Source organism: Anabaena sp. EIM26, from assembly GCF_057568715.1.
This window is the reverse complement of sequence record NZ_CM172472.1, coordinates 360,029-374,694: the sequence shown is the minus strand read 5'-3', so window position 1 is coordinate 374,694 and position 14,666 is coordinate 360,029. Positions and strand designations below refer to the sequence as shown.

11 protein-coding genes and 1 pseudogene are annotated in these 14,666 nt (G+C 39.0%); 8 read left to right on the top strand and 4 right to left on the bottom strand.

Going from position 1 to position 14,666, the window contains the following annotated elements:
• Positions 1 to 99: 99 nt before the first annotated feature.
• Positions 100 to 1,515, top strand: coding sequence for a SulP family inorganic anion transporter (locus AC012T_RS01485; RefSeq protein ID WP_487066398.1), 1,416 nt, complete (start codon positions 100 to 102; stop codon positions 1,513 to 1,515).
• A 43-nt stretch (positions 1,516 to 1,558) separates the two neighbouring features.
• Positions 1,559 to 2,422, top strand: coding sequence for a universal stress protein (locus AC012T_RS01480; protein WP_487062562.1), 864 nt, complete (start codon positions 1,559 to 1,561; stop codon positions 2,420 to 2,422).
• 281 nt (positions 2,423 to 2,703) lie between these two features.
• On the opposite strand, the gene AC012T_RS01475 is transcribed toward AC012T_RS01480, so the two are convergent.
• Positions 2,704 to 4,665, bottom strand: coding sequence for a transglycosylase domain-containing protein (locus AC012T_RS01475; RefSeq protein WP_487062561.1), 1,962 nt, complete (start codon positions 4,663 to 4,665; stop codon positions 2,704 to 2,706).
• Positions 4,666 to 5,402: 737 nt separating this feature from the next.
• Between AC012T_RS01475 and AC012T_RS01470 the strand changes: the two genes are divergently transcribed.
• Positions 5,403 to 5,672, top strand: a complete 270-nt coding sequence (locus AC012T_RS01470) for a YciI family protein (protein WP_487062560.1) — start codon at positions 5,403 to 5,405, stop codon at positions 5,670 to 5,672.
• 470 nt (positions 5,673 to 6,142) lie between these two features.
• Here AC012T_RS01470 and AC012T_RS01465 read toward each other — a convergent pair whose 3' ends face one another.
• Positions 6,143 to 6,334: a hypothetical protein gene (locus AC012T_RS01465; RefSeq protein WP_487062559.1), complete on the bottom strand. Its 192-nt coding sequence runs from the start codon at positions 6,332 to 6,334 to the stop codon at positions 6,143 to 6,145.
• Positions 6,335 to 6,854: 520 nt separating this feature from the next.
• Here AC012T_RS01465 and AC012T_RS01460 point away from each other — a divergent pair.
• The 5 genes and pseudogenes from AC012T_RS01460 to AC012T_RS01440 form a co-directional block, all read left to right on the top strand.
• Entirely contained in the window at positions 6,855 to 9,383 is a 2,529-nt protein-coding gene (locus tag AC012T_RS01460; RefSeq protein ID WP_487062558.1) for a sugar phosphate nucleotidyltransferase, read from the top strand.
• Between the two features lie 316 nt (positions 9,384 to 9,699).
• Positions 9,700 to 10,050, top strand: a complete 351-nt coding sequence (locus AC012T_RS01455) for a PadR family transcriptional regulator (RefSeq protein ID WP_487066396.1) — start codon at positions 9,700 to 9,702, stop codon at positions 10,048 to 10,050.
• Complete coding sequence (locus AC012T_RS01450) at positions 9,989 to 10,522, top strand: hypothetical protein (RefSeq protein WP_487062557.1); 534 nt, start codon at positions 9,989 to 9,991, stop codon at positions 10,520 to 10,522. The genes AC012T_RS01455 and AC012T_RS01450 overlap by 62 nt, the downstream gene beginning before the upstream one ends.
• A 138-nt stretch (positions 10,523 to 10,660) precedes the next feature.
• Positions 10,661 to 10,909 (top strand): FitA-like ribbon-helix-helix domain-containing protein, encoded by a 249-nt coding sequence (locus AC012T_RS01445; protein ID WP_487062556.1) that lies wholly within the window; start codon positions 10,661 to 10,663, stop codon positions 10,907 to 10,909.
• 211 nt (positions 10,910 to 11,120) lie between these two features.
• Positions 11,121 to 11,483: pseudogene (locus AC012T_RS01440) on the top strand (PIN domain-containing protein); the annotation flags it as partial.
• A gap of 715 nt (positions 11,484 to 12,198) precedes the next feature.
• Here the strand turns inward: AC012T_RS01440 and AC012T_RS01435 are convergent.
• A complete protein-coding gene (locus AC012T_RS01435) occupies positions 12,199 to 12,474 on the bottom strand; it encodes a CP12 domain-containing protein (RefSeq protein ID WP_487062555.1) in 276 nt (91 codons plus the stop codon).
• Positions 12,475 to 12,888: 414 nt separating this feature from the next.
• Positions 12,889 to 14,265, bottom strand: a complete 1,377-nt coding sequence (locus AC012T_RS01430; protein WP_487062554.1) for a GTP-binding protein — start codon at positions 14,263 to 14,265, stop codon at positions 12,889 to 12,891.
• Positions 14,266 to 14,666: the final 401 nt, after the last annotated feature.

Here is a 14,666-nt window from a genome sequence, read left to right as displayed (position 1 = left end):
CCTTGATTCTAGAGAATTGGTATTTATGGTGAATAAGGAGGAAAATTGAACGGAATAATTTTGAGACGAGAGTGGTTTTTTAACACCCAGCGAGACATTATGGCGGGTGCAGTTGTGGGACTGGCACTGATCCCAGAAGCGATCGCATTTTCGATCATTGCCGGGGTTGATCCCAAAGTCGGGCTGTATGCCTCATTTATTATTGCCGTCATCACAGCATTTTTAGGAGGTAGACCAGGTTCAATTTCCGCCGCTACAGGAGCGATGGCGCTGCTAATGATTGATTTGGTCAAAGATTATGGTTTGCAGTATTTATTTGCCGCCACTTTCCTCACAGGGGTGTTTCAGGTTGTGTTTGGGTTGCTGAAACTCGGACGACAAATGCGATTTGTCCCCAGGGCGGTAATGATTGGCTATATCAATGCCTTAGCGGTGTTAATTTTCCTCGCCCAGTTGCCCCAATTAACCAATGTACCGCCGACTGTATATGTATTAACTCTTCTTTCCTTGGGGATTATTTACATTCTGCCGCGCTTTACCAAAGCTGTTCCTTCTCCCTTGGTTGCTTTAGCCGTGATGACGATCGCAGCGATCGCACTTAAATTAGATGTTCCCACAGTTGGGGATATGGGACAACTACCCACTGCCCTACCCAGCTTTGCCCTACCCCAAGTACCATTTACGCTGGAAACACTACAGATTATTCTGCCCTATTCTCTAACTTTAGCGATCGTTGGTTTATTAGCTTCATTCCTCACCGCTTCTCTAGTAGATGAACTCACAGACACCCCCAGCGATAAAAACCGAGAAGCCAAAGGGCAAGGTATTGCAAATATAGTTACTGCCTTCTTTGGGGGTATGGCTGGATGTGGGATGATTGGCCAATCAGTCATTAATGTCCAGTCTGGTGGAAGAGGAAGACTGTCAACTCTTGCGGCCGGAGTTTTCCTATTAATTGCTATTTTATTTTTGCAAGATTGGGTCAAGCAAATGCCCATGGCCGCATTAGTAGCCGTGATGATTATGGTATCAATCGGGACATTTCGCTGGTCATCTTTCAAAAATATTCGTCGCATTCCCCGTACCGAAACCGCTGTTATGTTGACAACGATGGTAACTACCATTCTCACTCGAAATTTTGCTTTAGGTGTGGTGATTGGCATCGTTATGAGTACGGTATTTTTCTCTAACAAAATTGCCAAATTGGTATTTGTGGATAAAGTGCTGAGTGAAGATGGCTCTCATCGCATCTATAAAGTAGCTGGGCAAATTTTCTTTTTATCGAGGGATGAATTTCTCGGATTTTTTGATTTTACAGAACTGGTAGAGCGTGTCACCATTGATTTATCTCATGCTCATCTCTGGGATCAAGGGGCTGTAGAGGTACTTGATCGAGCAGTGCTGAAATTTCGCCGCAATGGTGCAGAAGTAGAACTAATTGGACTCAATGAAGCTAGTACTACCTTGCTGAATAAATTAGCAACTTCTCAAAAATCTGATGATTTGAAAAAGTAGTAATTTACCTTTTACCCTTTAATTACCAGGGAATAAAACCAGCATGAAAAATATTTTACTTTGTACCGACGGTTCAGCCTTTGCTGAAAACGTTTACAAATATGGAGCTTGGTTTGCTAATCAATTCCATGCCAAAATCAATGTTTTGTTTGTCACCGATATTCGCAGCCAAAAAGTGGTTTCTACTGGCAACTTAAGCGGTAGTATTGGACTTGGTGCTTCTGAAGAATTGCTAAATGAATTAGTGAATTTAGAACATGAAAAAGCCAAGCTGAACAATCAACGGGCAAGATTAATTTTACAAACTGCTGCTGAAATTCTTAAAGCAGAAGGCTTAGAAGATTTTACTGTCAATAATAAAACCGGATTTCTGGTGGATTATTTTCAGGAATTTGAAGAAAATTACGATTTGATTGTTTTAGGTAAACGGGGAGAAGCAGCAGATTTTGCATCTGGACATTTAGGAGCAAACGTAGAGCGAATTGTCCGCAGCATCAGAAAACCATGTTTAGTTACACCCCGTGAATATAGACCCATTGAGCGAGTTTTAGTTGCTTATGATGGTAGTTTAACAGGGAAAAAGATACTACAATTTATAGTAAATTTTCCCAGCCTTAAAAACTTAGAAATACATCTGTTGAAAGTAACTAAAAATGAAACATATCCAAGAGCAGAGAACAGAGTCAATGAAGCTAAAATTATTTTAGAAGCGGCAGGTTTTAATATCATTTCTAGCATTAGGGAAGGTGAATCAGAAGAGGTTATTAATAAATATATAACTGAGCAAAATATCAGTCTTTTACTAATGGGAGCTTATGGACATAGACGTATTCGACATTTAGTCATTGGTAGTACAACTGCTCAATTACTCAGAAGTAGCAATATTCCTGTTTTACTGTTCCGTTAAGAGGTTATTGGGAAAGTGATTATTGATGATTTGATGCACTTATTGATTCCCTCTAGTATACCTTGAACAGGAAGAGGAAAAAGCAGTTATAGAGTAGGTTGGGTTGTTTAGGGGTAATTCATGAATTACCCCTACGAAAGAATCAGGTTTTTGATTACTTCGTGCGTAAGCCCTAGATTAATACATCGGTATTCTAGAGAACAACATTGTGCGATCGCAAAACAGCCGCAATGTGGGCAGGTTTTGTTTAACTTCCAAATAAGCTGTTACGCCATGAAAAACTACTGTTCTCTCGATTTACGTGGTTTAGTATTTTTAATTGGCTTAGGGCGAGAAAACTTAGAAACTGGCTGGAATTTCTCGACTGGTACATCTTGAAGCGCCTTCTCCATAAAATCGCGCCAAATCGGAGCAACCATACCACCACCTGTAGCACGGCGAGCTAACTGTTTATTATCATCTCTTCCTACCCAAATAGCAGTTGTTAACTGGGGTACTATACCAATAAACCAAATATCCTTTTCTGAAGAAGTTGTACCAGTTTTTCCCGCAGATGGACGGCTTATAATCGCACCTCTACCAGTTCCTTCTTTAACTGCCGATTGCATCACATCTAAAATGGCAGCTGATGCCCAAGGATTAAGAACTCGTTGAGGTTTTGGGGTATTATCGAGCAAGATATTACCACTACTATCACTCACACGGGCGATGAGAGTTGGCGGAGATTTCCAGCCATAATTGGCAAAAGTCGCATAAGCACTAGCTATTTCCAGTGGTGTAACACCAATTGCACCTAATGGCAAAGAAGTTACAGGTTCCATCGGACTGCTGATTCCTAAGGTACGGCAAGTTTCAATAACTTTTTTGATTCCTATCTCTTGACCAAGCTTAACCGCAGGGACATTACGAGATAGAGCCAAAGCATTACGAATTGGTATTGCACCTTTAAAACTATGATCGTAATTACGTGGAGAATAAACACCTCCTTCCACATCAGGGTAGCTAACCGGGGTATCAAGTATGGTTGTATCTGGCGTAAACTTACCACTAGCAAAAGCGGCATAGTAAACAAATGGTTTAAAAGCAGAACCAGGCTGACGCAGTGCTTGAGTTACCCGGTTAAATTCGCTAGATTTTGAATCTACACCACCTATCAATGCTTTGATAAATTGAGTGCGTGGATCAATTGCAACTAAAGCCATTTGATTTTTATTTAACCCTTGATTTTCAAGAGTTTTATGCCACTTATTGATAGTTTCTTCAGCCATGATTTGCAGGTCTGATGCTACCGTAGTTTGCACCCGCATTCCACCTTTAAACACGGCATCATGCCCAAACTTTTGAATCAATTCCTGTTTTACAGCATTGGTAACATCAGGAAAAACACTACCTTGAAATGACTTGATTTGACCAAGTTTAATTTTTTGTTGGATAGCATCATCATATTCTTGCTGGCTAATCCATTTTAATGCCCGCATTCTTCCTAATACTTGCCTTTGTTTCTGTTTAGCCAAGTTCATGTTGACAAAAGGGCTAAGTTTTTCTGGGGCTTGAATTAAACCTGCCATCATTGCTGATTCACTCAAAGTCAAATTCTCCACCGATTTATCAAAGTATGTCTGTGCTGCTGTTTCTACACCATAGTTGTTATGACCCCAATAAACTTGATTGAGGTACATTTCTAAAATCTGGTCTTTGCTAAGAATTTGTTCTAAACGAATGGCTAATATCGCTTCGGCTATTTTGCGACTTAAAGCACGCTCTCTAGATAGAAAGAGATTTTTCACCAGCTGCATGGTGATTGTAGAACCTCCTTCTTTGACACCACCAGCTACCCAATTGACTACAGCCGCACGACCAATACCTCCGGGGTCAATGCCGTGGTGTTTGTAGAAATAATTATCTTCACTGGCTAATACTGCGCGTTTTAAATTGGGGGGAATTCTATCCAATGATACAACTTTTCTATTGGCTTCCCCGTGTATACCTACTAACAATTTGCCGTTTATATCATAAATATAAGTTGTTTCTGCTGGCAAAAAATTGACTATATTTTTAACATTTGGTAAATTGCGGCAACTAATAGCTAGACCAATTAAGCCTCCCACAAAAATAGAACTTGCCAGCATACCGATTGAGAAGAGAGTACCACCAGTAATCAGACCTACTTCTCTCCAAAACTCAAAATTAGGTGAAGTCTGAAATTCTGACTGTTCCTGTGGAAAAGTTTCTGATGAAGACATGGTAATTCTATTTCTTTATTTCTAAAGAAAACGATAATTTGACTATTTATTTAACGAAACAGTGAAATATTTAATGTAATATTTTTGTTGCAACCACAAGAGTAGTCTGATATTTAACATCATTATTTTCTCACTACAAGAAAATCAGGACTTACGCAACTTATACAGCGAATTTCATTTAAATAAGATACAAACTTGAATAATGAAACTTTTGTGGTGCGGGCATCTTGCCCTCTAGGTATGTACCTCCTGACAGCGAAATTTGCTGTATATTAGTTGCGTAAGTTATACAAAATATAGTAATCATATTTGATTTCTGAAAAAATCTAGGTATATGTAGGGTGTGTTAGGCGTAAGCCGTAACGCACCAAAGGCTTCAAGGAAGGTGCGTTACGCTCCGCTAACACACCCTACGTGTATTTCAAAAATCAAATATTAGTCCTATATAACTACTTACTATATTGTGATCATTTTCTAAAAATTAACCTCTGACAAAAGTTATAAAAATAGAACCAATGGTTAGAGGATGTTTGAAAAGTATCAGAATTAATCAATATCCCCCCTTTTTAAGGCTCACAGGTGTAGGTTTTTTACATTTAATATTAAAAACCTACCCTTGTGAGATCCCCAACCCTCCCCTTGCTAAGGGGAGGGTGCGCGACAGCGCGGGTGGGGTGTATTTCATGAGCTTGGGAATTGCTATATTATTAATTAATCAGTAGAAGTAACTAGCAATCATGCCTAAATATATAATGTGGGGAACTTACTGCGAGGACGTGTTAGAAAAACGCGATCCCTATCGTCAAGCTCATTTAGAAGGATTAGCAAAACAAAAAGAATCGGGTATTTTGATTACCCTTGGCCCTACTAAAGATGTCACTAAAGTTTTTGGCATTTACGAAGCCGAAGATGAAGCTACTGTCCGTCAATTAGTCGAAGCTGATCCCTATTGGCAAAACGGCATCTGGACAGAATATTTTATTAAAGAGTGGATTCAAGCTTTTTAGTTTCTAATCATTATTTTACAGAAGACATCTAGCAATTAGTTATTCAGGACTTACGCAAAACAGAACGGAAGTAGGCGTAATTCATGTAGCTTGCTTCCCGAAGGGTATTACCCCTACGCAAGAATCAGGTTTTGAGTTCAATCTTGCGTAAGTCCTAGTTATTATAGATTTGTTCTTTTTGTGAAACACCGCTACATCTCTGGAGAAATTAGCGGTGTAATCATATCAGATAATTATAAGTTTAAAATAGTTTTTAGAACTTGCTCATCAGTAAAGTAAGAAAGATGGGTTTTTCCTTTTAATTGTTTAAGTAAATCAAATTTGAGCTTATTTTTAAACGATTGAATAATTAAATTGAGTATCAGAATCAACAACTAATTGCCTGAAGATAAGCATAAATTTGGGAGTGAAGCATGGCTGTAAGTTCTCCCAAATTTATGTTGAATTTTATTGAAAATCCAAATTAATATCTATCCCTTGAGTGCTTTTCTAAAGTTGCGTCGATAGGATGGATTAGCAATAAACAAAACTGGCCATAACAATGAAAAACCAATGCGATTCGGCAGAGTTTGATTAAAATTGGTTTTCCTGAACCCAGTCCAAAATTTCCAAGCACCACCTAAATAAACTACTATCAAGCCAAGAATAATTAACTTGCCCATTGTTATCAATTTCCTTAGTAACTGAGGAATTTTAGTTAAAAGTTACCACGCAATAGAGAGACTTCGCGCCAATTATAGATAAAATATAAATCCGGCTATCAATGTATGGCTAATGCCAAGCGGCGTTATCGGCTTTGAAGTCACTTAATTTATAGTTTAAGTTAGTATTACCAATTGCTCTTATTTTATGATAACAGGATTGCTACAGCAGATGGCAACTTAGTGAGCGACAAATTATCATAGGAGCAAACGGTCGTTAGTCCGTACTTCGTTTACCTGAAAAATGTTGTAAATAACAGGTAACAAGGTTGAAAGACTATTAGATTACCTAATAATTACCATAAATTGCTAGTTAGGGAAACGGTGAATTTTGATAGGCTTTACCGTAAACGTCAGCGATTAGTGGTAGATGTCTCTTGTGAAAGTTCCTCAAAGATCAAGATATGGAGGAGACTAAATAAAGAAGAAGCAAGTTTTATAACGGATTTTGATGCAGCCACGGCTGCGAATAGGAGGATTTATGCGTGCAGTATTAATGGCGGGGGGTTCGGGGACAAGGTTACGTCCCTTAACTTGCGATCTACCGAAACCGATGGTTCCTATATTAAATCGACCAATTGCTGAACATATCATTAATCTTCTCAAACGACATCACATCACGGAAGTAATTGCCACGTTGCATTATTTACCAGATGTTCTCCGAGATTATTTCCAAGATGGTAGTGATTTTGGCGTGCAGATGACCTACGCTATTGAAGAAGACCAACCGCTGGGGACGGCAGGGTGTGTAAAGAATATTGCTGAACTTCTGGATGAGACTTTTTTAGTAATTAGCGGAGATAGTATCACAGATTTTGACTTGAGTGCTGCGATCGCATTTCATAAACAAAAACAGTCAAAAGCAACTTTAATTTTAACCCGCGTTCCCAACCCCATTGAATTTGGGGTCGTCATTACTGACGAAGAAGGACGAATACAGCGATTTTTAGAAAAACCTTCCACTAGCGAAATTTTTTCCGATACTGTCAACACTGGCACTTATATTTTAGAACCCGAAGTTTTAGACTATTTACCAGAAAACATTGAATCTGATTTTTCCAAAGACTTATTTCCCTTACTCCTAGCCAAAAATGAGCCAATTTACGGTTATGTAGCCCAAGGTTACTGGTGTGATGTGGGTCACTTAGATGCATATCGTGAAGCCCAATATGATGCTTTAGCTAGGAAGGTAAAACTAGATTTTCCCTATACAGAAACTTCTGATGGTATCTGGGTGGGTCAAAATACTTATATTGATCAAACAGCCAGAATTGAAACTCCGGCTGTAATTGGCGATAATTGCCGCATTGGGGCGAGAGTACAAATTGAAGATGGGACTGTGATTGGTGATAATGTCACCATTGGTGCTGATGCTAATTTGAAGCGTCCCATAGTTTGGAATGGGGCAATTATTGGTGACGAAGCCCAACTTTCGGCTTGTGTAATTTCCCGTGGAACTCGTGTAGATAGACGCGCTCATGTATTAGAAGCTGCTGTAGTTGGTTCCCTTTCTACGGTGGGAGAAGAAGCGCAAATTAGTCCTGGGGTGCGAGTTTGGCCTAGTAAAAAAATTGAATCTGGTGCAGTTTTAAATATTAACTTGATTTGGGGAAATACTGCCCAACGAAATTTATTTGGTCAACGAGGTGTTCAAGGTTTAGCTAATATCGACATTTCCCCAGAATTTGCGGTGAAATTAGGTGCTGCTTATGGTTCGACTTTAAAACCAGGTTCTAAAGTCACAGTTTCCCGTGACCAGCGCAATGTCTCACGCATGGTGACTCGTTCTTTAATTGCTGGTTTAATGTCGGTAGGTGTGGATATTCAAAACCTCGATTCTACAGCTATTCCCATTACCCGAACTGTTATCCCCACAATGGGAGTTGCTGGGGGTATTCATGTGCGAATACATCCAGATCGTCCTGATTATATCCTAATTGAATTCATGGATAGTAAGGGAATTAATATCACTAAGGCTCAGGAAAAGAAGATTGAGGGGGCTTATTTTAAGGAAGATATGCGGAGAGCGCAAAGTCACGAAATAGGTGATGTTGCCTATCCTAGCCAAGTGATTGACCGTTATTGTACTGCTTTTGAAAAGCTATTAAATGTTTCTACCCTCAGCAATAGTCGGGCTAAGGTGGTAATTGACTATGTTTATGCTGTGTCTGGGGCAGTTTTACCCCAAATGTTAGATAAATTTGGTGCTGACGCGGTGGTGTTGAATGCGAGTTTGAATAAAGCTTCAATGACTACCACTAACCGAGAAGGACTACTGACTCAATTGGGTCATGTGGTGGAAGCGCTCAAAGCTAATTTTGGGGTGCAGGTATCAGCTAATGGAGAACAACTGATTTTAGTTGATGAGTCTGGTTATCCGATTCGGGGGGAAATTTTGACGGCGTTGATGGTGGATATGATGTTAACATCTAATCCGAGATGTTCGGTAGTTGTACCGGTTCATGCTTCTAGTGCTGTGGAACAAGTTGCGCGTCGTCATGATGGTAAGGTAATTCGCACGAAAGCAAATCCGACGGCGTTAATGGAGGCTTGTCAGAAAAATCCGAATGTGGTTTTGGGTGGCAGTGGTGAGACTGGTTTTATTTTCCCCCATCTTCATCCGGGGTTTGATTCGATGTTCTGTATTGCCAAGTTAATTGAAATGTTAACTATTCAAGAGCGATCGCTTGCATCTGTTCGCGCCGAACTGCCAAGAGTCATTCACAGGAATTATACCATCCGCTGTCCTTGGACTGCAAAGGGGGCATTAATGCGTTATTTGGTGGAAACTCACCCAGCCCAAAATCTGGAATTAATTGATGGGGTCAAAATTTGTCAACCCTATGATGATAGTTGGGTATTAGTTTTACCTGATGCTAGTGAACCAATGGTACATTTATTTGCCAACAGTAGCGATCGCGATTGGGTAGATGAAAACCTGAGAAACTACCGCAATCGTGTCCAGACTTTTGTGGAAAGACAACAGGAATATTACGCAACAGAAATGTAAAGACAGCAGAAGTCAGGAGTCAGGAGTCAGGAGTCAGGAGAAAGAAGGAAAGGAGTCAAACTGGCTTAGTGTCTGGCTTTTAATTTAGATTCTGTAGCTCATTTATCTGCAATCTGCTGTGTCAGTAGGGGCTTTCCTCCTTTTTGCCCCTACCTATTGTCAATTATCAAATTTATAAGATATACTCTATTTAAGATAAAAGCCTCGCTGCCCTGTAAAGGGTCATAACAGTGAGTATGCTCGTTGCCTATTAGGGGTCGTAACAACGAGAAATATCTACGTAAATTTTAGGAAAACAGAGAAGCTGGTGAATGTGATGAAAAACAACCAACAAGTATTAAATAAAGGCTCAACCAATGTCGAAATTTCGCCCCGCGAAGAACTCGTACTCCTTGCCCTCTACAACAAAGAACTCTATGGTTTGCAGATTCCGCAAGCTATGGAAGAAGCTAGTGGAGGTCAGCGTCAAATGGGCATTGGCACGCTTTACCCTGTTCTCCATTCTTTGGAAAAGAAAGGGTTGGTTGAATCCCGTTGGGGAGATGAAGCGCGTGAAGAACGAGGCGGAGCAAGACGACGTTACTATAAACTTACAGGTAGCGGCGTTGCCACCCTCCAAGCCTTCCAATCTTTCCGTTCCAATTTACTTACCTGGCAACCTAGTTAGGGAAACAATCGGTATAGAATTTGAAGACCATGATTGGGAATTTAGTGTTAGAGAACTGCAACTTAATATGCATCATCTGGAGGAAATTACATCCTTAAAATCAGAGGAAATTATCAAAGTTGCAGAAGAACTAATCACCCAAGAAATGGTTAATGATTTAGAAGAATTAGCAGAAAAACTAGAAAAGTTATCTCAGCTAAATAATAGATTACGCAAATATAAGAAATTTGAATCTGCGGAAACTTGGGTTAGTAGGTGGATAGCTTCCCAAATTGCTTATCTTTTTCCCCCAGAACGACGGGAAGAATGGTTAGGTGATTTGTATGAAGTGAATCGGGAAATGTTGCACAAAGGCTATCCCCGTTGGCAGGTAAATTTAAATAATCTGGTAAAAACGGTCATTTTGATAATTTCTGCTTTGAAAATTAACTTGTCAGACTTGCTTTCACTAGGTCAGTTCAGGAGTAAGTAAAGGATTAATTAACCGCTTTTTTGAAACCCTACCCCTAACCCTCTGCACAAGCAAGGCTACCTGATTTGTAAAGTGGGTTAGGCATAAAAAATCCTAAAGTAAAATTGTCTAGAAATCTGATTGAGGCTTGTTTTTTATATGACCAATATTATTATTTCTAACCTTGATGATGAAATCAAATCTCGTCTGCAAAAACGAGCAGAAAAACACGGACGTTCTCTAGAAGAAGAAGCCAGAGAAATTCTTTACATGACTCTGATAGAAAATAACGAAAATTCCTTAAACCTAGCAACTCTGATTGAAAAGAGGTTTGCGAATTTCGGAGATTTTGAATTACCAGAAATAGTAAGAGAACCTATCCGTACTGTATCAACATTTGAAGAATGATTATTCTTGATACCAATGTATTGTCAGAACTGATGAAGTCTAAAAAGTCTAAAGCAGTTCGTAATATCATGTCCGGTAAAATGCTTGTCATTCTGAACGAAGTGAAGAATCTCCGAGATACTTCTCTACGAGACGCTCCGCGAACGCTGCACTACGTTCCGCTCAGTATGACACATATATTTTATCGTAAGTGATTAGGCGGACATGATATAATTGGACAAACCAACAACCCTTAATGAGTCTGTTTACCACAACAATTACTCAAGCAGAAATTCTCTATGGAATTACTATACTCTCTGAGGGAAAACGACGAGATGAACTCACTCAAGCAGCACAACTGATGTTTTCTGAAGATTTCGCTGGACGTATTCTTCCCTTTGATCAAAATGCTGCGGTAGCATTTGCTAATATTGCATCCCAAAGACGAAAAAATGGAACTCCGATTTCTCAAGCTGATGCTCAGATTGCGGCTATTTGTTACACTCATGGAGCAGCTATAGCAACGCGAAATGTTTCTGACTTTGAAGAGTGTGGTATTAAGATTATTAATCCTTGGGAATATGAATCAATATAGTTAAGCAGGTTAGTTTGAAGAACACACACACTTATTTTCTAATTTTAAATATAAAACACCCTTGGATTATTCATATAGTCATAGTATCATAAAAGCTAAAAAGGTCAAGACCCTAGTAAACTCGTTGAATTATTGCAAATATTCTCAACCTTATTGATAAAAAACTGGGCTAATTCTCAATAAATATAGTAGATTACATTTCTTGGAAAATTATGATTGAAATAACTTATGTATATTTTTCTTTAATTAAGTTTTATCTATAAATAAAACTACACTTTTCCGTCAAACCCTAAAGTATAGGAAATAATTAGGGTTTGCTGAAAAAGTGTTTCCTTTCAATTGGGTTGTGCAAATTCCAGATTTTTCAGCTTAATTATTCATGCACCGACAAAAAGCGAAAAGGATAGTAAATGAAACCTCAGAGAAACTAACAGGACTTACGCAACTGGCTTACTTTGTAGGGTGAGTCAGACCTATAAATTGATTATTATCAACAGATTTACCATATCTGACGCACAGGCAGAAGATATTAAATGTGACACTTGCGTAAGTCCTGACTAACTTAACGTGAGTTCGGAGTTTCTCCTGCGGAGACGCTACGCGAACGGAGTTATGATTTTTAAGGGCGAGAGAATAAGGGTTTGAAACTCCTACTTGTGGCGAGTTTTCCACAAATTATCTTATGTCGAACTCACGTTAACTTACTGCTACAAATTCATACGTCGTAGATGAGGCACTCTAAAGCATCTGGATACATTTCACAATAGCTTTCTAGGGAAGTTTTGTGATGTTGTGCCTGTTTTTGATGTGCTTTTTCGGCTTGCAATTCTTCAACAATATCCCAAGCTACTGCACAATTAGGAGAATTACTTCCATTTTCCTCACAGGTTGCACGAGCTTCAACAATTGCTTCGAGAATCGCTGCTTCAATTGTTTGAGTGCTATTTTTATCGGAGTTAATAGCAGCTTGAACTCCATCTAAAGATGTCATGATACTTTCACCTGTTGAGATAAATATTGACTGATAGCTGCCTTTCGTATCAGGAAGCTCACACTTTCCGGTTAGATAAGCTCTACAAAATAAGATGGTTTCAGCATCTTATTAATTTTTGGACTTTGTTGAACTCTGATCAAAGGTAACAATTCAAAAAATACTTTTTAGTTAATCTCTATACTGTTTGTGTAACGAAAACATAGAGATAACTATTTTCTTGGTGGAAGATTTTATTAATTTTTTGCTGGTTTTAAATTGCAACTTAATTAATACCAATTTTATGTAAGGCTGCACAGAATAATGATATCAATTAAATTATCCGCGTTTATCTGCGTACCCTTCGGGAAGCAAGCTACATCTGCGTTCAATTATTCTTGATATCTTAATTCTCTGCAACTTCATATCAATTTTTCAAAATTCTCCGAATTTTCCCCCTAATTCTGCTCTCAACCGATACAAAATTGTATTTTTATCAACTTGAGATAAAATCTCTTGAATAACGGTACTAGCTCCTAACTGTCCCCAGGTACAGCCTTTTTCTAGATATACCTGTGCAGCTTTACCAATAGTATAAGAACCATAGGCGGCAATACCAGCTTGAGCAACACCTCCGGTGAGCTTCGCTAATGCACCACCAGCAAAGGTAGTAATATTCAGAGGATTATCACCACTGGCTAGAACAGCAGTACTATTACCTAAACCTAACATTAAACTACTGCCTATTTCTCCTAACAATAAACCGCCAGAACTGAATAAAATGGTTTTTAATAGGTTAGTAGCTTCATAGCTAGTCATTGGTAAACCGTAGAATCTAGCTAAAGAACGAATTAAAGCTAAATCGGTAATGGCCCCACCAATAACATCTAAAACAGGAATGGGATTTAAAGCGATCGCAAGAGCTTTATATTTGCTAAATTTCCAAATGATATCTTCTGCCTCTTTTTGGCGTAAATCAATAGTTTTTTGAGCTATAGATGCTTCTGAGTCCCGTGCTTGCAGGAGTGCATTTAAAGCTAAGAGCGATCGCCCTTCCCGATTTAGTATATTAAGTATGGTTTGCTTAAGTTCCTCAACCTGTGGTGGTGGCGTTTCCCATTCATAGCTCACATTCCCATCTGCATATTCTACCCTCACCTCCATCGGTGCCGGTTCAGCCGCTACCATCACAATTTCATCAGGTAATAAAGGTTTAGCTTGGAGATTTCCTGCCCCCAATTGCTGTAAATTTTTGTAAATAGCTTTTCTATCTATTTCTGGGTATAAATCAATTTTATTAAACACCAAAATCAGAGGTTTTTGAGCTTGGCGTAATTCTAGTAACCCTTGATACTCTATTCTAGTAATATCACCGGAGACAACAAACAAAATCAAATCAGCCTGACGTGCCACATCTCGCGCCATTTGCGCCCTTGAATCCCCCTCAATTTCATCTAATCCAGGAGTATCAATTAATTCAACTAAAACCTTTCCCCCTGGTTTCCAACGAATCGAACGAGGCCATTGAGTTACACCATTGAGAGGGCCAGTTTGTAGGATTTTTTCCCCTAGCAAAGAATTCAAAACCGCAGACTTCCCACGACTCACCAAACCAAAAGCCGCAATTCTAATCACATTAGAATCTAGTTTATTGAGTGTCGCAGTTAAAGCTTCTATTTCTGGTTTTACCAAACTTGCCAATTCTGGTTGAGATGATAGCTGTCCAGACTTGCGGAGATATCCATACCAAGATAGTGCTTGTCTAAGACTAGCACGGGCGCGGTTTAAATGAGTTTCTTGCAGATTACGCACTGCGTTAGGTTGGGACAAAGTGAAACAAACAAAGAGTTATATATTCATTTATATCGGAATTTCTACTTTTTTGACCCCTTAGATCACCTGGAGAAATTTCTATTCAGAACCTAGGACTATATTCATTATCCCAGCATTTCCTAGAATCTTGACATTTACTGAAATCCTCGATCCTAAGGAATCGAAGTTGGATAGTTTAAAAAAGCAATATCAAACCTAGAAAGTTGGGTAATTCCTAAGTTTTACGACAGTTTACTCCTCAAAACTAGGAAAATCTCAAAAAACTATTCTCCACTCTTGCCAAAATAGTACTAATGTACTATAATAACCCTATAGCATCCACTTTCTGAGGACTTACGCAAGTGTCACACACAATGTCTCTTGTAGGATAGGCCAGACCT